This is a genomic window from Mycobacterium paraffinicum (assembly GCF_001907675.1).
Taxonomy (GTDB): domain Bacteria; phylum Actinomycetota; class Actinomycetes; order Mycobacteriales; family Mycobacteriaceae; genus Mycobacterium; species Mycobacterium paraffinicum_A.
Genome location: NZ_MPNT01000044.1, coordinates 1 through 21,040 on the forward strand (window position 1 = coordinate 1; position 21,040 = coordinate 21,040).

Genomic DNA, 21,040 nt, shown 5'->3' on the forward strand with positions numbered 1-21,040 from the left:
TTCCAACCCACCAACGCCGCCACCGACCGCGCGCCGGTCATGCCACACAGCCCATCACGCTCGATCTCGGCGACCAGGTCCACAATGCGCCCATCAATCGCATTGCGCTGACCCGCCAACTCCGCCAGCTCCTCGAACACCACCTCCAAACGCTCTTTGGGGCTCACCACCACAGAGCCGGAAGATGCAATCGAGGACATGACCTCATCATCGCAGGGCGGTACGACAAGTTTGGGCCACGCGGGACGAGGCTCCGACCGACTCTGCGCATAGGTGGCCGCACCGCACCGAGCGGACGCTGCGCGGCCCGCTGAACGACGCATAGCGATCGTTCAGCCATCGCGCGGCGGTGACCCTGGCGAGGCACGGGGCAAGCATGGTGGAGTGGACATCGTCGCCCGACTCGATACCAGGAAGCGAGGTCTGCCCGTGCTGGGTCTGCCCGAGAAGGTGCGCGCCTGCCTGTTCGACCTCGACGGGGTGCTCACGGACACCGCGAGCGTGCATACCAAGGCGTGGAAGGCCATGTTCGACGAGTACCTGTCGGAGCGGGCCAAGCGCACCGGGGAAGAATTCGTCCCGTTCGATGCGGCCGCCGACTACCGCCAATACGTGGACGGCAAGAAGCGCGAGGACGGTGTCCGGTCGTTCCTGCAAAGCCGCGGGATCGAGCTGCCCGACGGCAGCCCCGACGACGCGCCAGACGCCGAGACGGTGTACGGCCTGGGCAACCGCAAGAACGACATGTTCCAGAAGGTCCTGCGCGAGGACGGCGTCGAGGTGTTCGAGGGCTCACGCCGATACCTGGAGGCGGTCGACGCCGCGGGACTGGGCATCGCCGTGGTGTCCTCGAGCGCCAACACCCGCGACGTGCTGGAGATCACCGGCCTGGACCGGTTCATCCAACAGCGGGTCGACGGCGTCACGCTGCGCGACGAGCACATCGCCGGCAAGCCCGCGCCGGACTCCTACCTGCGGGGGGCCGAGCTGCTCGGCGTGGACGCCGACGCCGCGGCCGTGTTCGAGGACGCGATTTCGGGCGTACAGGCCGGCCACGCCGGTAACTTCGGCTACGTGGTGGGCGTCGACCGGGTGGGCCAGACCGACGATCTGCGCCGCAACGGCGCCGACGTGGTGGTCACCGACCTCGCCGAGCTGCTGCCGTCATGATCACCGACGAATCGTTCCCCGTTGATCCCTGGCACGTCAGCGAAACCCAGCTCGACCTGAACATCCTGGCCCAGTCGGAGTCGCTGTTCACCCTGTCCAACGGGCACATCGGGCTGCGCGGCAATCTCGACGAGGGTGAGCCCTACGGCCTGCCCGGCACCTACCTGAACTCCTTCTACGAAATCCGGCCGCTGCCGTACGCCGAGGCCGGCTACGGCTACCCGGAAGCCGGCCAGACGATCGTCGACGTCACGAACGGCAAGATCATCCGCCTGCTGGTCGAGGACGAGCCGTTCGACGTCCGCTACGGCGAATTGCTCTCGCACGAGCGGGTTCTCGACCTGCGCGCCGGGACGATGACCCGCCGCACGCACTGGCGCTCCCCCGCGGGCAAGGAGATCAGGCTGGTGTCCACCCGGCTGGTGTCGCTGGTGCAGCGCGGCGTGGCCGCCATCGAATACGTGGTGGAGGCGGTCGGCGACTTCGTGCGCGTGACGGTGCAGTCCGAACTGGTCACCAACGAGGACCAACCGCAGACCTCGGGCGACCCGCGGGTGGCGGCCATCCTGGAGAACCCGCTGGTGGCCGTCGACCACGAAAACACCGACACCGGCGCGCTTCTCATGCACCGCACCCGCAGCAGCGCCCTGATGATGGCGGCCGCGATGGATCACGAGATCGACGTTCCCGGCCGCGTCGAGTTCAGCACCGACGCGCGGGAAGACCTGGCGCGGACCACCGTGATCTGCGGCCTGCGGGCCGGGCAGAAGCTGCGCATCGTCAAGTATCTGGCGTACGGCTGGTCGAGCATGCGCTCCCGCCCGGCGCTGCGCGACCAGGCCGCCGCCGCCATCCACAGCGCCCGCTACAGCGGATGGCAGGGGCTGCTGGATGCGCAGCGCGCCTACCTGGACGACTTCTGGGATTGCGCCGACGTCGAGGTCGAGGGCGATCCCGAATCCCAACAGGCGGTGCGATTCGGGCTTTTTCACCTGCTGCAGGCCAGCGCGCGCGCCGAGCGCCGTGCGATCCCGGCCAAGGGGCTCACCGGAACCGGCTACGACGGCCACGCCTTCTGGGACACCGAGGGTTACGTGCTGCCGGTGCTCACCTACACCGCCCCGCATGCGGTTGCCGACGCGCTGCGATGGCGAGCGTCGACGCTGGACCTCGCCAGGGAGCGGGCGGCCGAACTCGGCCTCGAGGGCGCCAGCTTCCCCTGGCGCACCATCCGCGGCCAGGAATGTTCGGCGTATTGGCCCGCCGGCACCGCGGCCTGGCACATCAACGCCGACATCGCCATGGCCTTCGAGCGCTACCGCGTTGTCACCGGCGACGACGAGCTGGAAAAGCAGTGCGGCCTCGAGGTTCTCGTCGAAACGGCGCGGCTGTGGGTGGCGCTCGGCCACCATGATCGGCACGGCGTCTGGCACCTCGACGGCGTCACCGGCCCCGACGAGTACACCGCGATCGTGCGGGACAACGTCTTCACCAACATGATGGCCGCCCACAACCTGCGCACCGCCGCCGAGGCCTGCAACCGCCATCCCGAGGCGGCGGAGGCCCTGGGGGTCACCACCGAGGAGACGGCATCCTGGCGCGACGCGGCCGACGCCGCCAACATCCCCTATGACGAGGGTTTGGGGGTCCATCAACAGTGCGAGGGGTTCACCACGCTGGCGGAGTGGGACTTCCAGGAAAACCACTCCTATCCGTTGCTGTTGCACGACCCGTACGTGCGGCTCTATCCGGCGCAGGTGATCAAGCAGGCCGACCTGGTGCTGGCGATGCAGTGGCAGAGCCACGCGTTCACCCCGGAACAGAAGGCCCGCAACGTCGATTACTACGAGCGGCGCATGGTGCGCGACTCGTCGCTGTCCGCGTGCACCCAGGCGGTGATGTGCGCCGAGGTCGGCCACCTGGAACTGGCGCACGACTACGCCTACGAGGCGGGGTTGATCGACCTGCGCGACCTGCACCACAACACCCGCGACGGCCTGCACATGGCCTCGCTGGCCGGCGCCTGGACGGCGCTGGTGGGCGGCTTTGGCGGGCTGCGCGACGACGAGGGCATCCTGTCGCTGGATCCCGCACTGCCCGAAGGTATCTCGCGGTTGCGGTTCCGGCTCCGGTGGCGCGATTTCCGGGTCACGGTCGACATCAGGCATTCCGACGTCACCTACACGGTGCGCGACGGGCCGGGCGGCCAGCTCACCATCCGGCATGCGGGCGAAGAGGTCACCCTCAGCAGCGATACGCCGAAAACCATTGCGGTGCGGGCGCGCAAGCCGCTGCTGGCGACCCCGCAGCAGCCCACGGGCCGCGAGCCGCTGCGCCGCCGGGCGCTGGCCCGCAAGCAGTGACCGTCAGTCGGGGTTGAGGATCCGGGTCACCTCGGCCCGCACGGACTCCCGTATCTCGTCGTCGGTGAGCTCGTCGAGCCCGGTGGCCGAGCGCAGGATCGGCGCGAACAGCCGCCAGCCGAACTGCAGCGCAAGCGCGTTGGCGACGGCGAGCCGCGCCTCGGTCTCGTCGTCGTGCAGCGGAAGCACCCATTCGAGAAACGTCGCGACGGTGGGAAAGCGCCTCTGCAGCTGCCCGGCCGGATACCCGTCGAGCACGGTCCTTGCCATCACGCGCATCTGCCGGTCGAGGGCGCGGTCCAGCACGTCGGCGGGCGGCTCGGCGCTGAGCAGGGCGCTCAGGTCGGCGCCCAGGTGATCGAGCACGGCGCCCACCAGTTTGTCCTTGGTGCCGAAGTGACGGAACACCAGCCCGTGGTTGACGTTGGATCGCGCGGCGATGTCGCGGATCGAGGTCGCGGCCGGGCCCCGCTCGGCGAACAGGTCGGTGGCGGCCTCCAGGATCGCCGCCGCGACCTCCTCGCGCCCGGTGGGCACTTTTCCGCGGGCACTTGCGGACGCTGTAGTCATGTGTCTACACTACCGGATGTAGTCAGTTGACTACACACCTTTCACGCGAGGACGATGGAAAATGATTGGTCAGATAACCGTCACCAAGCTGGGCAGCCGCATCGGCGCGCGGGTCGACGGCGTGCGCCTCGGGGGCGACCTCGACCAGGCCGCGGTCGAGAAGATCCACCAGGCGTTATTGGCCCATAAGGTGATCTTCTTCCGCCACCAGCACCACCTCGATGACGCGCAGCAGCTGGCGTTCGCCGACCTGCTGGGCACGCCGGTCGGCCACCCGGCGGCCGAGATGCTCGCCGGCAAGAACGCGCCGGTAATCACGCCGATCAACTCCGAGTACGGCAAGGCGAACCGCTGGCACACCGACGTCACCTTCGTCGCCAACTACCCCGCGGCCTCGATCCTGCGCGCCGTCACCCTGCCCCGCTACGGCGGATCGACGCTGTGGACCAACACCGCGGCGGCGTATGAAGACCTGCCCGAGCCGCTCACGTGGCTCGTCGACGACCTGTGGGCGCTGCACACCAACCGCTACGACTACATCACCCCCGAGGCATTGACCGACGCGCAGCGCGCGTTCCGGCAGGCCTTCGAGAAGCCGGATTTCCGGACCGAGCATCCGGTGGTGCGGGTGCACCCGGAGACCGGCGAGCGCACGCTGCTGCTGGGAGATTTCGTGCGCGGGTTCGTCGGCCTGGACAGCTACGAATCGAGCGTGCTCTTCGAAATGCTGCAACGACGAATCACCGTGCCCGAGAACACGATTCGCTGGAACTGGGCGCCCGGCGATGTTGCCATCTGGGACAACCGGGCCACCCAGCACCGGGCGGTCGACGACTACGACGACCAGCCCCGGCTGATGCACCGGGTCACGTTGATGGGCGACGTGCCCTTCAACATCCACCGGGAACGCAGCCGGGTGGTCAGTGGCGCCCCGCTCGAGGCGCTCGCCAGCTAGCCGGCCGACGTCACCGGGGTGATCGGCAACCAGCGCAGCGCCCCCGGCGCGGTCGCCGGCACCACCGGGTGCTCCGGGGCGACCGGATCCAGCCGGCGATAGGCCTGGCCCTGCGGCGGTCGCTGATCGTTCTCGCCCTTGTTCGGCCACAGCGAGGCGGCCCGCTCGGCCTGCGCGGTGATGGACAGCGACGGGTTGACGCCCAGGTTCGCCGAGATCGCGGCGCCGTCGACCACGAACAACGTCGGGTAGCCGTAGACCCGGTGGTAGGGGTCGATGACCCCCTGTTCGGGGCTGTCGCCGATCGCCGCACCGCCGAGGAAGTGCGCGGTCAGCGGGATGTTGAACAGCTCGCCCCAGGTGCCGCCGGCCACCCCGTCGACCTTTTCGGCGATGCGGCGGGTGACCCGGTTGCCCACCGGGATCCAGCTCGGGTTCGGCTCGCCGTGCCCCTGCTTGCTGGTGTACCAGCGGATGCCCAGCTTCCCGCGCTTGGTGTAGGTGGTGATCGAGTTGTCCAGGTGCTGCATGACCAGCGCGATCAGGGTGCGTTCGCTCCACTGGTGGACGTTGAGCATCCGCATCATGCGGCGCGGATCCTCGCGGGCCTGGTCCAACAGCTGCTTCCAGCGCGGCACGTCGGTGCCCTCCGGTCCGGTGCCGTCGGTCATCAGCGTCTGCAGCAGGCCCATCGCGTTGGAGCCCTTGCCGTAGCGGACCGGTTCGACGTGGGTGTCCGACGTCGGGTGGATGGACGAGGTGATGGCCACGCCGTGCGTCAGGTCCATGTTCGGGTCGACCTCGAGCTTGCCCGCACCCACGATGGATTCGGAGTTGGTGCGGGTCAGCACGCCGAGCCGCTCGGACAGCCGCGGCAGCTTGCCCTCGTCGCGCATCTTGAACAGCAGATGCTGGGTTCCCCAGGTGCCCGCCGCCAGGATCAGGTGCGTCGCGGTGAAGGTGCGCCGGTCCCGGCGCAGCCAGCTTCCGGTGCGCACGGTGCGGACCTCCCACAGCCCGTCGGGGCGCTGCTGGAAACCCTTGACGGTGGTCATCGGAATGACCTGCGCGCCAGCCGATTCCGCGAGGCCGAGGTAGTTCTTGAGCAGCGTGTTCTTGGCGCCGTAGCGACAGCCCGTCATGCAGCATCCGCACTCCAGGCAGCCGGTGCGCTCCGGTCCCGCGCCGCCGAAATACGGGTCCGGCACGGTCTTGCCGGGCGTCTTGGTGCCGTCGGGGCCGAAGAACACCCCCACCGGCGTGGGCACGAAGGTGTCACCGCAGCCCATCTCGTCGGCGACCTCCTTCAGGACGCGGTCGGCGTCGGTGAAGGTCGGGTTCGTCACCACCCCGAGCATCCGTTTCGCCTGCTCGTAATGCGGCATCAACTCGTCGCGCCAGTCGGTGATGTGTGACCACTGCCGATCGGAGAAGAACGGCTCCGGCGGCACGTACAGCGTGTTCGCGTAGTTCAGGGAGCCGCCGCCCACCCCGGCCCCGGCCAGGATCAGCACGTTTTTCAGGGGATGAATCCGCTGAATGCCGTAGCAACCCAGCCTGGGGGCCCAGAGGAACTTGCGCAGGTCCCACGACGTCTCGGCGAAATCCTCGTCGGCGAAGCGCCGCCCGGCCTCCAATACGCCTACGCGATAGCCCTTTTCGGTCAGCCGCAGCGCGCTGACGCTGCCCCCGAACCCCGAACCGATGATCAGTACGTCGTAATCAGGCCTCATCGCACCAGTATGGCCTTACCGGCCGGTAATAAACCAGCAACCCCCGGGCCTCAGCTACCGACCGTCAGCCCGACCTTCTGGAACTCCTTGAGGTCGCAATAGCCGGCCTTGGCCATCGATCGACGCAGGCCGCCGACCAGGTTCAGCGACCCGAACGGGTCGTCGGACGGCCCGCCCAGCACCCGTTCCAGCGGCGGCCGCTCACCGAGGGCGATCTGCAACAACGCCCCGCGCGGCAACGACGGGTGCGCCGCCGCGGCCGGCCAGAACCAGCCCTCGCCCAGCGCCTCGGCGGCCTCGGCGAGCGGCGTGCCGAGCACCACCGCGTCCGCGCCGCAGGCGATCGCCTTCGCCAGCTCGCCGGAGGTGTGGATGTCGCCGTCGGCCAGCACGTGCACGTAGCGGCCGCCGGTCTCGTCGAGGTATTCGCGCCGCGCGGCGGCGGCGTCGGCGATGGCGGTGGCCATCGGCACGCTGATGCCCAGCACCTCGTCGCTGGTGGTGACGCCCCGGGTGGAGCCGTAGCCGACGATCACGCCGGCGGCCCCGGTGCGCATCAGGTGCAGCGCGGTGCGGTGGTCGAGCACCCCGCCGGCCACCACCGGGATGTCTAGCTCGGCGATGAAGGTCTTCAGGTTCAGCGGCTCGCCGTCGCTGGCCACTCGTTCGGCGGACACGATCGTGCCCTGGATGACCAGCAGGTCGATGCCGGCCTGCAGCAGCACCGGGGTCAGCGCCTGGGCGTTCTGCGGGCTGACCCGCACCGCCGTGGTCACCCCGGCCTCCCGGATGCGCGCTACCGCGGAGCCCAGCAGGTCGGGGTTCAGCGGCGCGGCGTGCAGTTCCTGCAGCAGCCGGATCGACACCGACGGTTCGGGCTCCTTGGTGGCGGCCTCGACGAGCTGGGCGATTTTGCCCTGCACGTCGGCGTGCCGGCCGATCAGGCCCTCGCCGTTGAGCACGCCCAGGCCGCCGAGCCGGCCGAGCTCGATGGCGAACTCCGGCGACACCAGCGCGTCGGTCGGGTGGGCCACCACCGGGATCTCGAAGCGGTAGGCGTCCAGCTGCCAGGCCGTGGACACGTCCTGGGAGGAGCGGGTGCGCCGCGACGGCACGATGCTGACTTCGCTCAGTTCATAGGTGCGACGGGCGTTGCGGCCCATCCCGATTTCCACCATGCCGGGCTCAGCGTGCGAAGTAGTTGGGCGCTTCGACGGTCATGGCGACGTCGTGCGGATGGCTTTCGCGCAGTCCGGCCGAGGTGATTCGGACGAACTGCGCCTGCTGCAGCGCCTCGATGGTGGGCGAGCCGGTGTAGCCCATCGCGGCCCGCAGACCGCCGGTGAGCTGGTGGATCACCGAGGACAGCGGACCGCGGAACGGCACCCGGCCCTCGATTCCCTCGGGCACCAGCTTGTCTTCGCTCAACGCGTCGTCGGCGAAGTAGCGGTCCTTGGAGTACGACTTCGCCCCGCCCGCGGAACCGCCCCGACCCGCCATCGCGCCCAGCGACCCCATGCCGCGGTAACTCTTGAACTGCTTGCCGTTGACGAAGATCAGCTCGCCGGGCGCCTCGGCCGTGCCGGCCAGCAGCGAACCCAGCATGGCCGTCGACGCGCCGGCGGCCAGAGCCTTGGCGATGTCGCCGGAGTACTGCAGCCCGCCGTCGGCGATCACCGGCACGCCCGCGGGGCCACAGGCCGCGACCGCCTCTAGGATCGCCGTGATTTGTGGCGCGCCGACCCCGGCCACCACCCGGGTGGTGCAGATCGAGCCCGGCCCGACCCCGACCTTGACCGCGTCGGCGCCCGCGTCGACCAGCGCCAGGGCCGCCGACCGGGTGGCGACGTTCCCGCCGATCACCTCGACCTTCTCGCCGACCTCCGCCTTGAGCTTGCCGACCATGTCGAGCACCAGCCGGTTGTGCGCGTGGGCGGTGTCGACGATCAGGACGTCGGCCCCGGCGTCGACCAGCATCATCGCCCGCACCCAGGCGTCACCGCCGACGCCGACCGCGGCGCCGACCAGCAGCCGGCCGTCGCTGTCCTTGGTGGCCAGGGGGTGCTGCTCGGTCTTGACGAAGTCCTTGACCGTGATCAGTCCGGTGAGCCGGCCGTGGCCGTCGACGACGGGCAGCTTCTCGATCTTGTTGCGGCGCAACAGGCCCAGCGCCGCGTCGGCGCTGACGCCCTCCTGGGCGGTGATCAGCGGGGCCTTGGTCATCACCTCGGCGACCTTGCGGGTCTGGTCGACCTCGAATCGCATGTCGCGGTTGGTGATGATGCCGACCAGCGCGCCGGTGTCGTCGACCACCGGCAGACCCGAGATCCGGAACCGGGCGCACAGCGCGTCGACCTGGGCCAGGGTGTTGTCCGGACGGCACGTGACCGGGTCGGTGACCATGCCGGCCTCCGAGCGCTTCACCATCTCGACCTGGCCGGCCTGCTCGGCGACGGGCAGGTTGCGGTGCAGGACGCCCATGCCGCCGGCCCGGGCCATCGCGATGGCCATCCGCGACTCGGTGACCGTGTCCATGGCCGAGCTGACCAGCGGCACCTTGAGCCTGATCTTCTTGGTGAGCTGGCTGGACGTGTCCGCGGTGGCGGGAACCACATCGGACGCCGCGGGCAGCAACAAGACGTCGTCGAACGTGAGTCCGAGCATCGCGACCTTGTGCGGGTTGTCACCTCCGGTCGGCACCGCGTCGTCGACCAGTCCGCCAACGCGCACGTAGGGGCTGCCGACGAGGTCGGAGCTGTCTTCCAGGTGGGACATGCCACGGGTCATCGGCGGGGCCCTCCATACGATGCGGCGTGAGAACACCATCCTATCGGCACCCGCGCCGCTCGAGGCGCTGGCCGCGGCGCGCCGCGCGCGGCAAACGGCGCGGAAACGACGGGCGGCTTCCCTGCTGGCGTTATCCCGGCCGGGCTGCGTAGGCTAGTGTGCGTGCGCGATCACCTCCCACCGGGTTTGCCGCCCGATCCTTTCGCCGACGACCCCTGCGATCCGTCGGCTGCGCTGGAAGCCGTAGAACCGGGGCAACCCCTGGACGCCCAAGAGCGGATGGCGGTCGAGGCGGACCTGGCCGACCTGGCGGTTTACGAGGCCCTGTTGGCGCACAAGGGCATTCGCGGGCTCGTGGTGTGCTGCGACGAATGCCAGCAGGATCACTACCACGATTGGGACATGCTGCGAGCGAACCTGCTGCAGCTGCTGATCGACGGCACCGTACGCCCGCACGAGCCGGCCTACGACCCGGAGCCGGACGCCTACGTCACCTGGGATTACTGCCGGGGGTACGCCGACGCCTCGCTGAACGAGGCCACCTCCTCCGACGCCGACGGGTACCGCCGCTAGGGATTGTTCGGCGTGGCCGCCGACGGGGCGGACGTCTGGCCGTGATGACGGTGCTTGCTCCACGACTGACTCGGCGACGGCGTGACCGACGGGCTCGGGGAAGCGTCGGACGGCGTCGGTGCCGCCGTCGGGACCGGGGTGGTCGGGGTCGACCACGCCGACGGCGTGTTCGCCGGGGCCGGCAGCGTCGCATTCGGGTTGCGCGATTGCACCTTGGCATTCAGCAGATTCAGCTGATTCGTCAGCTCCTGTTTGCTGGCCGGGTCTTCGATCGACTGCACCAAGCTGCTCACCTCGGTCAGCTGAGTGCGGGCCTGGTCCCAGTCACCCCGGTCGATCGACTCCTGCACCTTGGCCAGATCGGCCCGGGCGGACAGCAAGGCCTGATGCTTCTCGTTGACGCGCGGCTGGTCGAAGAACATCGCGTGCAGCCCGTACAGCGTGGTACCGGGGCGGGCCTCGACCACCATCGCGCCGAAGCCGCTCAGCACCAACAGCGCCGCGGCGACCGATCCGATCGTCGCCAGGCCGCGGCGGCTGCGGCGACGCTCGGCCAATCCGGTGCGCAACGCGGTGACGGCCTCCTCGGCGGACACCAGCGCGCTGGCCGGCGGCCAGCGCAGGTTGTCGCGCCAGTCCTCCAGCAGGGTGGCCATCGCGTCCGTGTCGGGGTCGCCGACGTGCACCGGCCGCCGCTCGGCGAGCGCGTCCAATAGCAGATCGGTGCGGGCGAATTCGTCCAGGGATTCAGGCACAGTCACCTGCCGCGATCATTTCGGATTTGAGCCGGGACAGCGCACGGTGCTGGGCCACCCGGACGGCTCCCGTGGTGCTGCCCACGGCGGACGCGGTCTCCTCGGCGGACAGGCCGACGACGACACGCAGGATCAGGATCTCGCGTTGCTTGGCGGGCAGGATCTCGAGCAGTTCGCTCATCCGGCTGACCGAATCGGCTTCGATGGCCCGCTGTTCCGGGCCGGCGTCGGAGGACCAACGCTCGGGGAGCACTTCGGTGGGATAGGAGAGGTCGCGGCCGGCGGCGCGATGGGCGTCGGCGACCTTGTGGGCCGCGATGCCGTAGAGGAAAGCGAGAAAGGGGCGTCCCCGGTCCCGGTAACGCGGCAGCGCCGTGATAGTCGCCAAGCACACCTCCTGTGCCACGTCGTCCGCTGACAGGCCACCCCGTTCGACTGTCCCGACCCGCGCGCGGCAATATCGCACGACAATCGGACGGATGGTCTCCAGCACCTCCCGCAGGGCGTTACTGTCCCCCGCCACGGCCTTGGCAACCACAGCGTCGAGACGATCCCCTTGAATTGTCATCGACGGCGGTATCTCCAACGTTACGAACCGGACACATCGCGGGCTAACCGGGCTAACTAACGAACTGACAATAACGGGCGCAAGGCCATTTCAAGCGGAACGCCACGTCGCACCGGCGCGCCGCACGTGGCCTGCGGAGACATCGCGAATTTCCCGCAGCTGTTGTGTCGAAAAAGTGACGCTCCCGAGATCAATCAGCAAGCACGCCAACGCCCACCGCAGCGGGACCAGCCCGAGCGCCCCGGTCGCGTCCAGCGCGGCCTCGGCCACCGCGCGGGCGCGGTCGACGGCGCCGGCGCTGCAGAGCGCGGCCGCCAGCACGACCTGGCTCTTCACCGCGTGCCGCGCCGACGCGACGGCCATGGCGCCCGCCAGGTCCACCGCCTCGTTCGCATGGTGGACAGCCATTTCGCCGTCGCCCTGAGCCATCGCCAGCTCGGCGGCCACCCACCGTCGCCGCACCGGCAGCCGGTCGGGTACCGGGCCGGCGTCACCCAGCACCGAGTCCGCACCACTCAACAACGTCGCCGCGGCGCGGAAGCGGCCGACGCCCAGCGCGTCGGCCGCCAGCCCGATGAGGGCGTCGCCGCGCGCCTCGGGATCCGCGCCCGCGAGCGCCAGGGCGCGGCCGTCCCAGCCGCGCGCCCGATCGTGCCAACCAAGTTGGCGCAGAAAGGATCCCTGCGTGCTGTGGCTCAGGGAGACCAGCCGCCCGGCGGCGGCGCTGCGGCGCAGCTCCGCCAGATCGCGGTAGGCGCTGCCGTAGCGGCCCTGCCCGCCGGCGGCGACGGCGCGCAGCCACAATTCGCCCGGGGTGACCGCCGCCGGCAGCGGCCAGGTACCGGGCCGGTCGCCGAAGGCGGCGGCGGCCAACGTCCGGCCAATCACGAAAGTGTGACGAGTTTCAATCACGGCGATGACAGTAAACAGTTTGTGCTGTTCGCGTTACCGAATTGTTAATCACAACAGGCCCTGTACTAATCGCGGCCCGCCCTCTCCTGCCCCGTGAACTGGGAAATCTCGTTTCGGTCAAGTGCCTGGTAGCACGGAGTGTGTTTCGCTAATGGTTGACGTATGAACGCGACGTTAATTCTTTTATAACCATTACATATTTTGCCGGTCTAAGTGGCTATTGACGCAAATTCACCGTCCGCCCTAACGTCTACGCATGACGGGTAGTCATCGGTGACGCCGCTTCATTTCAGTTGCACAATCGCTTCGCGCTCCTGACCTTACTGGGCGTGCCGTGCAGAGAGGGAGACACCAATGCCACAGCCGGAGCAGCTACCTGGACCCAACGCCGACATCTGGAACTGGCAACTGCAGGGCTTGTGCCGTGGCGTTGACTCGTCGATGTTCTTTCATCCCGACGGTGAGCGCGGCCGCGCCCGCATGCAGCGCGAGCAGCGCGCGAAAGAGATGTGCCGCCAGTGCCCGGTCATCCAGGAGTGCCGTTCGCACGCGCTGGAAGTGGGTGAGCCGTACGGGGTTTGGGGCGGACTCTCGGAATCCGAGCGCGATCTGCTGCTGAAGGGCGACATCGGCCGCGCCCGCGGCATCCGCCGCTCGGCCTGAGTCCCCGCGCCGACGGGCCGGCCGCTTCGGCGGCCTGGCCCCGTTTCAACTGCGCCCGATCGGGGTAGGCCCGGCCCATGAACAAGGGCGTATCCTTCGCGGCCGTGGCGCTGGCCGCGGCCATCGCACCGTTGGCTGCATGCGCAAACCAGCAGGGTGGCCAATCCGGCACGTCGACGTCCTCCAGCGCGCCCCCGGGCACCGAGCGGATGACCACGCAGCTCAAGGGCGCCGACGGCAGCCAGGTCGGCACCGCCACCATCGATTTCGCGAACGGGTACGCGACCGTGACCGTGGAGGCCGGCCCCAACCAGGTCCTGAGCCCGGGTTTCCACGCGCTGATGATCCACGCGGTGGGCAAATGCGAGGGGGACTTCGAGTCCGCGGGATCGGTCTACCAGGCGCCGAATCACACGGGTTTTCCGGCCAGCGGTGACCTGACCGCGTTGCAGGTGCGCAACGACGGCTCGGCGAAACTCGTCACCACCACCAGCTTGCTGACCGCCTCGGACCTGAGGAACAGCTCGGGCACCGCGCTGATCGTCCACCAGAACGCGGACAACCTGAGCGGGGCTTCGACCGGCGAGTCGGGCAAGCGGGTGGCCTGTGGTGTGCTCGCCGCGCCGTCCGCGACGACGACGTCGTCGACCTCGACGACGACCAGCGTCACGACGATCACGACGACGACCGAAGTGCCGCCGCCGTCCACCAGCACGAGCACCGTCACCGTCACCAGCAGCCCGGCGTACACGTCCACGCCGACCACGACGGTGACGACGCCGCCGAGCCTTCCGCCCGGAGCCCGCTGACCCGCCGTCGCGGGGATCACGAGCCGCCACGACACATAACTCTCCGCGACGGCGCGCCCCGAGAACGCCCGCAGCCGTTTATGTCTCGCGGAGAAAGCGGATCACGCTAACGGCAGACGCGCGCTGCCCGGTGCCCCTAGTGTGCTGACATGCAGACGGTTTTGTTCACGCTCGGGCTGGTCCTCTTTCTCATCGGCCTGCTGACCGGATTCGCGGTCGGGGCGCTGAAGAACCCGCGCATGGCGCTGTCGAGCCATCTCGAGGCCGTCCTCAACGGGATGTTCCTCGTGCTGATCGGCCTGCTCTGGCCGCACCTGCACCTGCCCCATGCCTGGGGAGTCACGGCCGTCGTGCTGATCGTGTACGCCGCCTACACGAACTGGCTCGCGACCCTGCTCGCGGCGGCGTGGGGCGCCGGCCGCAGACTCGCGCCGATCGCGGCGGCCGACCACGAGGCGTCTGCGGCCAAGGAGTGGGTCGTCAGCTTCCTGTTGCTGTCACTCGCCGTCGCGGTCATAGCGGGCGTGGTCATCGTCATCGCCGGGCTCTGAACAGCGAAAGCCAAAGGCTGCAAACGCTTGTCGGCGCGACGCCTCAACTGATCTGCTTCATCAGCGCGGCCATGTCGACGAGATCCCACACCTCGGCGAACTTGCCATCCTCGAGGCGGTACAGGGTGAATTCCGAAATGCTCACTCCCCGACCGGTCGCCGCGATTCCCTGGAATGTTCCCCGGTGGGTGCCGGTGACCTCGAAATGCACCACGATGTTCTCCTCGTCGACGACGATGTGCCTCATCTCCCAGTGCCAGTCGGGGAACGCGGAGATCAGGGGCGCGAATTGCTCGGTAACCGAGGCGGGATCCATGGGGACGCCGTTGACCTTGATGGTCGGCGTGTAGAACGAGGCCATTGAATCGAAATCGTGCTCGTTGCAGTATTCGAGATAGGAGTTGTATAGGGATCGGTAGTCGTGAAGTTGCGTCACCGCATCATGATCCACTGCCGCCCGGTTCGGTGTACAACCGGAACACGCTGGCCGCTCACCTGTGGGCGAATTCCGCCAGCTTGGCATCGACCGCCGCGGCATCCGGTGCCGCGTACACCTTTGGATCGCGCTTCTTGACCCAAACCAGGAATGGGCAGCCGGTTACCCGACCATCCACCGTTCCCAGTTGTTCGATGCGCCTACCGGTCCTCGCCTCGCGCAGTTCGACGTCGTATTGCACGGAGTAATAGTCGACGGTTACCCGCTCGCCCGAGTCCATCTTCAGGTCGCAGGTGCGTGACTTCACCTCGCTACCGGGCTTGCGGGTAAGGCACGCAACGGCATTCGCTGACTGGAAGTCGTTGGGATTCACCGCGTAGTCGGTGCGGGGGTCGAGTATCACCTCGTTCCAGTGGGTGTTTGACAACTCGTTCATCGGGTTGGGCTCCTCGTTGGGAGCGAACGCCAAAATCTTGTACGGCTTCGCGTAGGCCGCGGCGTTACTGATCGATCCGCGGTCGCACACCACGTCGAAGCTCATAACGGAGGTGGCTTTCTGGACTCCGCCGCGCCCGTCGAGGCCGTCGCGGGCCACGTCCTGGATCACGAAGAAGCCGACTATCGCCGCCGGCACCAGAACGACGATCGCCGCGACCACAAGCACGACGATCAGCACGACGTTGGTCTTGCGCGGCGCCGACGCCGGGGGCGGGTACGGCGGAGGCCATTGGTGAGGGTACTGCGGTGGTTGCGGTGGCCACTGCTGCGGATAACTCACGCTCACGCCCCCCACGTCATGGTGCCGCCAGCTTAGCAATCGGCGCGGGCGACGGCAGTTCGGCCGTCAGCCGGGGGGATGTGAAGGTGCGCCCGCGGGGTCGAGTCCAAAGAGCCTGGTCGGGGCCGACTTGCCCTTCAGCGCGTGGGCGCCCCGGTCGGCGAGTCCGGGCGGTCGAGAATCCAAGGCATCGACGGTCTCCTGGGTCAACAGGATCGCATCACCCGTGTTCTTGGTGAGCTGCTCGACGCGGGCTGCCACGTTGACGGCGTCACCAATGAGGGTGAACTCGAGTTTGCCGCCGCCGCCCATGGTTCCGGCGATCACCACACCGGTGTTGATGCCGATGCCGATGCGAAGCCCCTCACCGAGTCGCTCGGCGACGAGGCGGCTGATCAATGCCGCGGCGCTCACTGCGGCGTCGGCATGCTTCGCGAGTTCGTTGGGGGCGCCGAAGACGGCGAGGGCGCCGTCGCCGAGGAATTTGTTCACGTGGCCACCGGCGTCGACGACGGCAGGCACGACGATCTCGAACAGTGCATTGAGATGAGCAACGGTTTCCTCGGCGGTATGCGCCTCGGCGAACGGCGTGAAATCGCGCACGTCGATGAACATCACGCTCACCTCGCGGCGCTCGCCGGTGAACACATCGTCGCCCTGCTCGAGCAGCCGCGCCGCCAGGGTCGGGTCGACGTAGGTCCCAAACGCGGCGTGAAGTCGTTGGCGCTCGGCCAAACCGTCCTGCATGCGGTTGAACGACGCCGCCAACGCGCCGAGATCGTCGTCTTGAACCACTGGCAGCCGTCGCGAATAATCGCCGGCGGCAACCCGTTTGGTGCCTTCGGCAAGATCGCGAATCGGCTGCAAAGAGGGCGAGAATGCGGTGGCGACGGTGATCGGCACACCGAAGCCGAATGTCAACGCGCATCCGGTGAGCACCCACGCCAAGGGTTGTTGACTCGCGGGCTGAAAAACAGCCGAGAACATCGCGCCCACGACAGCAAACGACAAGGCGGCCGCGAGCATTGCCAGATTCGACCAGGTGGCGAAGGTCGGCCGGGAGCGAGGCAGGGAATCGCCGATACCCGTGTCACCGGCGAGGGCGATCCGCAACGGCCGCATCGGCGCCTCCGCGACGGTGTGAACCCCGATCAGATGGACGCCAGCCCCGAAAATGCCGCCCAGAACGGCGTATTGGACCAGGAGCGCCCCTGTCGCGCCGGCTATGGCACTGACGCCCACCGCAAAGAAGGCGCCGCACACACCGAAGACCACCAACGCTCGGGCGATACCACGCCGCGACCAGTCGTAGGTCGCTTCCAGAGCCTCAACCCGATCCACCCGACCGCCCGCGGCCCACAGCTCCGCGGTATGCCACGCTCCTCGACGCGGTAGCGGCACTGCGTATGCGATCACCAACGCATGAGCGACCGCCACCCCGGCCGCAGGACAGTAACGACCGGAGTGCTCGACTGCCACGATGGCGAAGGACAGGACAAGGTAAATCGGCAGCACCACTACGAAGGCCCACGCTGAAATCACCCACGAGTACCGCGCACCGAACCGGTGCCATGCCCACTGGAAGAAGCGGTCCATCCCGGGAGACTAAAACGCGCGTGACTGCCGAGCTACGGAAACGCTCGGTGTGCGCTTCGTCCCTAGGGGCACATGAAGCTGATCGGCGGGCAGTGCCTGATGATGATCGCCTCGATCGGCGGGTTGTCGCCGTCCCAGATCGAGGCCGGGCGGCCCTGCATGGTGACGTTGCCCATGCCGTATTGGGTCGGATACCAGGTGTGGCAGACATTCCAGTCCCAGTCGATGTACTGGTTCACGACGTAGGGCATCTGCTTCGGGTTGCCCGGGCACCAGCGGTGCGGTGCCATGGTGTCCGCATGGGCGATGCCCACGCCCCAACCGGTTAGCGCGGCACTCCCCGCCAGCAGTGCGGCAGCGATGAGCGTCTTCGTCATCCGGGCAAGCAACATGATGGCCGTCCTCTCTGGTGCGTTCACAGCAACCAGTGCACAAGCACCACCCCGCTACCGATCCCAACAAACCCACGACGCGGAATCAACAGCGCCACCACTGGTGATCGAGCAATCGCCGGCGCGGCCCGCGGGTGATGCAGCGATCTAGGCCGGGGTGGCAGCAACGAGCAGATGGTGTGGGACCGCCACATCGGTGAGGCGGCGCTGCTCCACCTCCTCGAGGCCCGCTCTCCGCAGGGAGGCGACGACCTCAGCGATCGGGCGAAGCGTGAACCCGTACGCGGTGAAGGGCAAGCGGGCCATCGCGTCGGGATCACCGATGCCCAACACGGCCCGGCCACCGGGTCGCAGAACGCGGGCGAGTTCGGCGCAGGCCGCGTCAAGGTCGGTTACGAAGTAGACCGTGTTGACTGTGATCGCCGCGTCCAGCGACTTGTCCTCGATCGGCAACGCGGTCAGCGAGCCGTTTTCCAGCACCAGTGAGCCGGCGGCAATCTGCGTGGCGAACCGCGCCCGGGCCCGCGTGAGCATGTCCTCGGCGATCTCAACGCCGTGGACCGTGCCCTGCGGACCGACTCGCTGCAGGAGCAGTTCAAGCCCTAGTCCTCCACCAAAACCGATGTCGGCCACCGCGTTTCCGGCTGTGACTTCCGTCGCCTCCACGGCGCGGGCCACCGCAGCGCGATTACCGCGATTGAGCAGTAGCGCTACTCCGCGACCGACAACACCGTGCGGGCGACCGAGCTGCCCGGCAACCGCCGTCAGCACCGCCTGACGCAATCTCGCCACCGTATACCTCAGATCGAATCATCGGAGCGGCTGTCGTTGCCGATCATGCCATTGTTCAACCGTCGGACGTGAACCGGCCGCGAGCTACGCGGGGGCGCCGGCCTCAGCGATTGCGACCAGGTGGGCAGTGGACATGTCGAATGGCTCGGGGCTGCGCAGCAGGCGGCTGAGAATGAGGGCGCCCTGCACGCTGGTCCACCCGTTGGTTGCCAGCTGGATTGACTCGTCGTGGTTAAGGCCCTTCTCGGTGAGACGCGCGGCGAGCGTCGCGATCAGGTCAGAGGCGCGCCGCGCCGCATCGCTGGCCCGGTCGGAGGCGGGCGTGGAGTCGATGGTGAGCTTCGGAACCCCCCGAAATCACCACGGTAGGAATCGAATTGGATCACAAGCTCGCCGCGCTGCTCGAGCACCTTGGCGCTCCCGTGCCGGCCGCGCTCACCGTATCGTGAAGTAAAGGCGGCGCGCGTCCATTGGAGCGACACCGCGCTGGGATGATCACCCGGGGCGGCGTGGCAACATTTTCCGATGTGGACACCGAATCGACGTTGCTGCTTGCACTGGATCTGAGCGGGATTTTCGTCTTTGGTCTCAACGGAGCGCTGACAGCCGTGCGCGTGGTGCGGCTCGACATCGTCGGCGTCGTGGCGCTCGGCATGGCTACGGCGTTGGGCGGCGGCGTTATTCGAGACGTCCTTCTGGGCTCCATTCCGCCCGCGACATTCCGCGATTGGCGGTACTTTGCGCTCGCGATCGCCGGCGCATTGATCGCCTTCGTCCTCAGCAGGTGGCTGCATCGCCTGGAGACGCCAATCACCATTCTCGACGCGATGGGGCTGGGCTTCTACGCGGTGATCGGCACCAACAAGGCCGTCGTCTTCGGGTTGGGCGTGGCCCCCGCGCTGCTGCTGGGTGTCGTCACCGCCGTGGGTGGCGGCACGATCCGCGACGTTTTCATCGGAAGGATCCCGACGGTGCTCCGCAGCGAGCTGTATGCGATCCCGGCTCTGGCGGCCGCGGCGATCACCGTGGCGGCGATGCGCATGGGCTGGTGCGGGCTACCGGCGGCATTCGGAGCCGCGGCAGTCTGCTTCGCCATCCGAATGCTAGGCGTCCACTTCGGATTGAACGCGCCTACGCCGCGTGGCGAGCCACGTCGACTTCGCGAAGAAGCGCGAGATGGCGGCGCGCGCGGCGCTGACTTCGAACCCAAGACACCCCCGGCCGAGTGACCGGGGGTGCTTCGCTAAACGGTGCTTGCAGTGGTGGTGATGAGCGTGGCCGTGGTCATCGGGTTCGTCAGCGGGCTTGTCGACGACGGCCGTCGCGGTCGTGCAAGGTGTACCACCGCAACGTGGCTCGGGACTACTTGAAGCTCACGCAAGAACCGATGGCGTGCCGATTGGCTGAATTGAGCTGGTCCGCGTGTCCGCTCACCGCGGTCTCGTATGGTCCGAGTATGGATATCTCGTGTGCGTTCGCAACTTCGTCGGACACCCCGTCCCAGGTGCAGCTCGCCGAAACGCTCGGCTACAAGCGCGCCTGGCTCTACGACTCGCCGGCGCTCTACCCGGACGTGTGGATGATTCTCAACCGGTGCGCCGAGCGCACGTCGCGCATCGGCCTCGGGCCGGGCGTGCTCGTCCCCAGCCTGCGGCATCCGATGGTCAATGCCGCCGCGATAGCCGAGCTGGCGAGCCAGGCGCCTGGCCGGGTCGCCGTCGCGATCGGCTCGGGTTTTACCGGTCGAATGGCGCTGGGCCAGCGGCCAATGCCGTGGCGGAAGGTCGCCGACTACGTGCGGTGCCTGCGGGATCTTCTCGCCGGCGAAACCGCCGAGTGGGAAGGCGCGAAGATCCGGATGCTGCAGCTACCCGGCTTCGGAGCGCCGCGGCCGATCACCGTGCCGATACTGATCGGCGCCGACGGCCCCAAAGGGCTGGCCGTTGCGGCGGAGCTTGGCGACGGCATTTTCTCCGCCGCCGTGCCCCAGCCCGACGCCGCGAAAATCTCCGACTGGCGGGCACTGCTCTGCTTCGGCACTGTGCTCGACGAAGGAGAGGACCTGACGTCGCCGCGCGCCATCGACGCCGCGGGTCCCGGTGCCGTGGTGATGTATCACGCCGTGTACGAGCGCGGCGGCGCCGCCGCGGTCGACGCGCTGCCCGGTGGGCAAAGCTGGCGCGAGGCGATCGAGGCCTACCCGACGGACGAGCGGCATCTCGCCATCCACACGGGGCATCTGGTGAAGGCCAATGCGAGCGATGAGCCACATGTTGCGGGCCTGGTGCCGATGGTCAGCTCGATGGCGTTGACCGGACCGGCCGAGGAAATACCGGAAAAAATCGCGGGACTCGCAGCGCGGGACGTCACCGAGATCGTTTACCAGCCAGCAGGATCCGACATCGAACGGGAACTCAAGGCATTCGCGTCCGCCGCCGGCCTGGGGGGCTAATCGGGCGCTCGCGACCGACGATGAACGGACCCTGAACAACGAAGCATCCCCCGCCCGCACCGGCATCCGTCCGGTCGTACAGACATCCGCCATGGGAGACATCAACGAAGCTGTCGCGCAGGTGCGTTCAGGTCGAGCTCACTACCGTGCCGTCGTGGCGGCCTGATCCGCGGACGAAAACACCC

The 21,040-nt window shown here is 68.2% G+C and carries 22 protein-coding genes and 1 pseudogene; 9 read left to right on the forward strand and 14 right to left on the reverse strand.

Translation table 11 applies throughout. The annotated features are described in order from the left end of the window. A pseudogene (locus BRW65_RS27895) lies at positions 1-200 on the reverse strand (DUF222 domain-containing protein); the annotation flags it as partial. Between the two features lie 184 nt (positions 201-384). Here BRW65_RS27895 and BRW65_RS27900 point away from each other — a divergent pair. After that, the gene (locus tag BRW65_RS27900) at positions 385-1,170 is read left to right on the forward strand and encodes a beta-phosphoglucomutase family hydrolase (protein ID WP_432206463.1); all 786 of its coding nucleotides are present in this window, start codon (positions 385-387) and stop codon (positions 1,168-1,170) included. Then, positions 1,167-3,533, forward strand: coding sequence for a glycoside hydrolase family 65 protein (locus tag BRW65_RS27905; protein ID WP_073880265.1), 2,367 nt, complete (start codon positions 1,167-1,169; stop codon positions 3,531-3,533). Before BRW65_RS27900 ends, BRW65_RS27905 begins: the two co-directional genes overlap by 4 nt. 3 nt (positions 3,534-3,536) lie before the next feature. On the opposite strand, the gene BRW65_RS27910 is transcribed toward BRW65_RS27905, so the two are convergent. Then, a complete protein-coding gene (locus BRW65_RS27910) occupies positions 3,537-4,103 on the reverse strand; it encodes a TetR/AcrR family transcriptional regulator (RefSeq protein ID WP_073880267.1) in 567 nt (188 codons plus the stop codon). Positions 4,104-4,164: 61 nt separating this feature from the next. Here BRW65_RS27910 and BRW65_RS27915 point away from each other — a divergent pair, with 61 nt between their 5' ends. Beyond that, a complete protein-coding gene (locus tag BRW65_RS27915; protein WP_073880268.1) occupies positions 4,165-5,058 on the forward strand; it encodes a TauD/TfdA dioxygenase family protein in 894 nt (297 codons plus the stop codon). On the opposite strand, the gene BRW65_RS27920 is transcribed toward BRW65_RS27915, so the two are convergent. From BRW65_RS27920 to guaB, 3 genes are read right to left on the reverse strand one after another with little or no spacing between them, the layout of a single operon-like run. Then, entirely contained in the window at positions 5,055-6,791 is a 1,737-nt protein-coding gene (locus tag BRW65_RS27920) for a GMC oxidoreductase (RefSeq protein ID WP_073880270.1), read from the reverse strand. The genes BRW65_RS27915 and BRW65_RS27920 overlap by 4 nt on opposite strands. A gap of 50 nt (positions 6,792-6,841) precedes the next feature. Beyond that, on the reverse strand, positions 6,842-7,969 hold the full coding sequence (locus BRW65_RS27925) for a GuaB3 family IMP dehydrogenase-related protein (protein ID WP_073880272.1): 1,128 nt from the start codon (positions 7,967-7,969) through the stop codon (positions 6,842-6,844). Between the two features lie 7 nt (positions 7,970-7,976). Beyond that, entirely contained in the window at positions 7,977-9,578 is a 1,602-nt protein-coding gene (guaB, locus tag BRW65_RS27930; protein WP_073880274.1) for an IMP dehydrogenase, read from the reverse strand. Between the two features lie 162 nt (positions 9,579-9,740). Here guaB and BRW65_RS27935 point away from each other — a divergent pair, with 162 nt between their 5' ends. After that, positions 9,741-10,151 (forward strand): DUF5319 domain-containing protein, encoded by a 411-nt coding sequence (locus BRW65_RS27935; RefSeq protein ID WP_067280469.1) that lies wholly within the window; start codon positions 9,741-9,743, stop codon positions 10,149-10,151. Here BRW65_RS27935 and BRW65_RS27940 read toward each other — a convergent pair. The 3 genes from BRW65_RS27940 to BRW65_RS27950 form a co-directional block, all read right to left on the reverse strand. Further along, positions 10,148-10,912, reverse strand: a complete 765-nt coding sequence (locus tag BRW65_RS27940) for an anti-sigma-D factor RsdA (protein ID WP_208611940.1) — start codon at positions 10,910-10,912, stop codon at positions 10,148-10,150. The genes BRW65_RS27935 and BRW65_RS27940 overlap by 4 nt on opposite strands. Continuing rightward, entirely contained in the window at positions 10,899-11,474 is a 576-nt protein-coding gene (locus BRW65_RS27945; RefSeq protein ID WP_073880278.1) for a sigma-70 family RNA polymerase sigma factor, read from the reverse strand. The genes BRW65_RS27940 and BRW65_RS27945 overlap by 14 nt, the downstream gene beginning before the upstream one ends. A 90-nt stretch (positions 11,475-11,564) precedes the next feature. Then, positions 11,565-12,386 (reverse strand): tetratricopeptide repeat protein, encoded by an 822-nt coding sequence (locus BRW65_RS27950; RefSeq protein ID WP_208611941.1) that lies wholly within the window; start codon positions 12,384-12,386, stop codon positions 11,565-11,567. Positions 12,387-12,740: 354 nt separating this feature from the next. Between BRW65_RS27950 and BRW65_RS27955 the strand changes: the two genes are divergently transcribed. From BRW65_RS27955 to BRW65_RS27965, 3 genes are all read left to right on the forward strand, one after another. After that, positions 12,741-13,049, forward strand: coding sequence for a WhiB family transcriptional regulator (locus BRW65_RS27955; RefSeq protein WP_055401363.1), 309 nt, complete (start codon positions 12,741-12,743; stop codon positions 13,047-13,049). 77 nt (positions 13,050-13,126) lie between these two features. After that, the gene (locus tag BRW65_RS27960) at positions 13,127-13,858 is read left to right on the forward strand and encodes a superoxide dismutase family protein (RefSeq protein WP_073880282.1); all 732 of its coding nucleotides are present in this window, start codon (positions 13,127-13,129) and stop codon (positions 13,856-13,858) included. A gap of 149 nt (positions 13,859-14,007) precedes the next feature. After that, positions 14,008-14,409: a hydrogenase gene (locus BRW65_RS27965; RefSeq protein ID WP_073880284.1), complete on the forward strand. Its 402-nt coding sequence runs from the start codon at positions 14,008-14,010 to the stop codon at positions 14,407-14,409. 43 nt (positions 14,410-14,452) lie between these two features. Here BRW65_RS27965 and BRW65_RS27970 read toward each other — a convergent pair whose 3' ends face one another. The 6 genes from BRW65_RS27970 to BRW65_RS33015 all read right to left on the reverse strand — a co-directional run bounded on the left by BRW65_RS27970 (position 14,453) and on the right by BRW65_RS33015 (position 18,736). Next, positions 14,453-14,845: an ester cyclase gene (locus BRW65_RS27970; RefSeq protein WP_073880315.1), complete on the reverse strand. Its 393-nt coding sequence runs from the start codon at positions 14,843-14,845 to the stop codon at positions 14,453-14,455. Between the two features lie 55 nt (positions 14,846-14,900). Then, positions 14,901-15,629 (reverse strand): hypothetical protein, encoded by a 729-nt coding sequence (locus tag BRW65_RS27975; RefSeq protein WP_244168247.1) that lies wholly within the window; start codon positions 15,627-15,629, stop codon positions 14,901-14,903. A gap of 60 nt (positions 15,630-15,689) precedes the next feature. Then, positions 15,690-17,219, reverse strand: a complete 1,530-nt coding sequence (locus BRW65_RS27980) for an adenylate/guanylate cyclase domain-containing protein (protein WP_073880286.1) — start codon at positions 17,217-17,219, stop codon at positions 15,690-15,692. A 62-nt stretch (positions 17,220-17,281) separates the two neighbouring features. Beyond that, the gene (locus BRW65_RS27985; RefSeq protein WP_139273281.1) at positions 17,282-17,638 is read right to left on the reverse strand and encodes a hypothetical protein; all 357 of its coding nucleotides are present in this window, start codon (positions 17,636-17,638) and stop codon (positions 17,282-17,284) included. Positions 17,639-17,758: 120 nt separating this feature from the next. Further along, on the reverse strand, positions 17,759-18,403 hold the full coding sequence (locus tag BRW65_RS27990; RefSeq protein ID WP_073880289.1) for a class I SAM-dependent methyltransferase: 645 nt from the start codon (positions 18,401-18,403) through the stop codon (positions 17,759-17,761). Between the two features lie 84 nt (positions 18,404-18,487). Next, a complete protein-coding gene (locus tag BRW65_RS33015) occupies positions 18,488-18,736 on the reverse strand; it encodes a hypothetical protein (protein WP_432206464.1) in 249 nt (82 codons plus the stop codon). A 194-nt stretch (positions 18,737-18,930) separates the two neighbouring features. On the opposite strand from BRW65_RS33015, the gene BRW65_RS27995 reads away from it, so the two are divergent. Together BRW65_RS27995 and BRW65_RS28000 are read left to right on the forward strand one after the other, a co-directional pair. Further along, the gene (locus tag BRW65_RS27995) at positions 18,931-19,632 is read left to right on the forward strand and encodes a trimeric intracellular cation channel family protein (protein WP_073880318.1); all 702 of its coding nucleotides are present in this window, start codon (positions 18,931-18,933) and stop codon (positions 19,630-19,632) included. 227 nt (positions 19,633-19,859) lie between these two features. After that, complete coding sequence (locus tag BRW65_RS28000) at positions 19,860-20,855, forward strand: LLM class flavin-dependent oxidoreductase (RefSeq protein ID WP_073880320.1); 996 nt, start codon at positions 19,860-19,862, stop codon at positions 20,853-20,855. Positions 20,856-21,040 lie beyond the last annotated feature (185 nt).

Coding starts and splice junctions, on each gene's coding strand:
- BRW65_RS27905 (WP_073880265.1), top strand. CDS start 1,167: ATGATCACCGACGAATCGTTCCCCGTTGATCCCTGGCACGTCAGCGAA.
- BRW65_RS27945 (WP_073880278.1), bottom strand. CDS start 11,474: ATGACAATTCAAGGGGATCGTCTCGACGCTGTGGTTGCCAAGGCCGTG.
- BRW65_RS27915 (WP_073880268.1), top strand. CDS start 4,165: ATGATTGGTCAGATAACCGTCACCAAGCTGGGCAGCCGCATCGGCGCG.
- BRW65_RS27925 (WP_073880272.1), bottom strand. CDS start 7,969: ATGGTGGAAATCGGGATGGGCCGCAACGCCCGTCGCACCTATGAACTG.
- BRW65_RS27910 (WP_073880267.1), bottom strand. CDS start 4,103: ATGACTACAGCGTCCGCAAGTGCCCGCGGAAAAGTGCCCACCGGGCGC.
- BRW65_RS27920 (WP_073880270.1), bottom strand. CDS start 6,791: ATGAGGCCTGATTACGACGTACTGATCATCGGTTCGGGGTTCGGGGGC.
- BRW65_RS27980 (WP_073880286.1), bottom strand. CDS start 17,219: ATGGACCGCTTCTTCCAGTGGGCATGGCACCGGTTCGGTGCGCGGTAC.
- guaB (WP_073880274.1), bottom strand. CDS start 9,578: ATGACCCGTGGCATGTCCCACCTGGAAGACAGCTCCGACCTCGTCGGC.
- BRW65_RS28000 (WP_073880320.1), top strand. CDS start 19,860: ATGGATATCTCGTGTGCGTTCGCAACTTCGTCGGACACCCCGTCCCAG.
- BRW65_RS27960 (WP_073880282.1), top strand. CDS start 13,127: ATGAACAAGGGCGTATCCTTCGCGGCCGTGGCGCTGGCCGCGGCCATC.
- BRW65_RS27965 (WP_073880284.1), top strand. CDS start 14,008: ATGCAGACGGTTTTGTTCACGCTCGGGCTGGTCCTCTTTCTCATCGGC.
- BRW65_RS27955 (WP_055401363.1), top strand. CDS start 12,741: ATGCCACAGCCGGAGCAGCTACCTGGACCCAACGCCGACATCTGGAAC.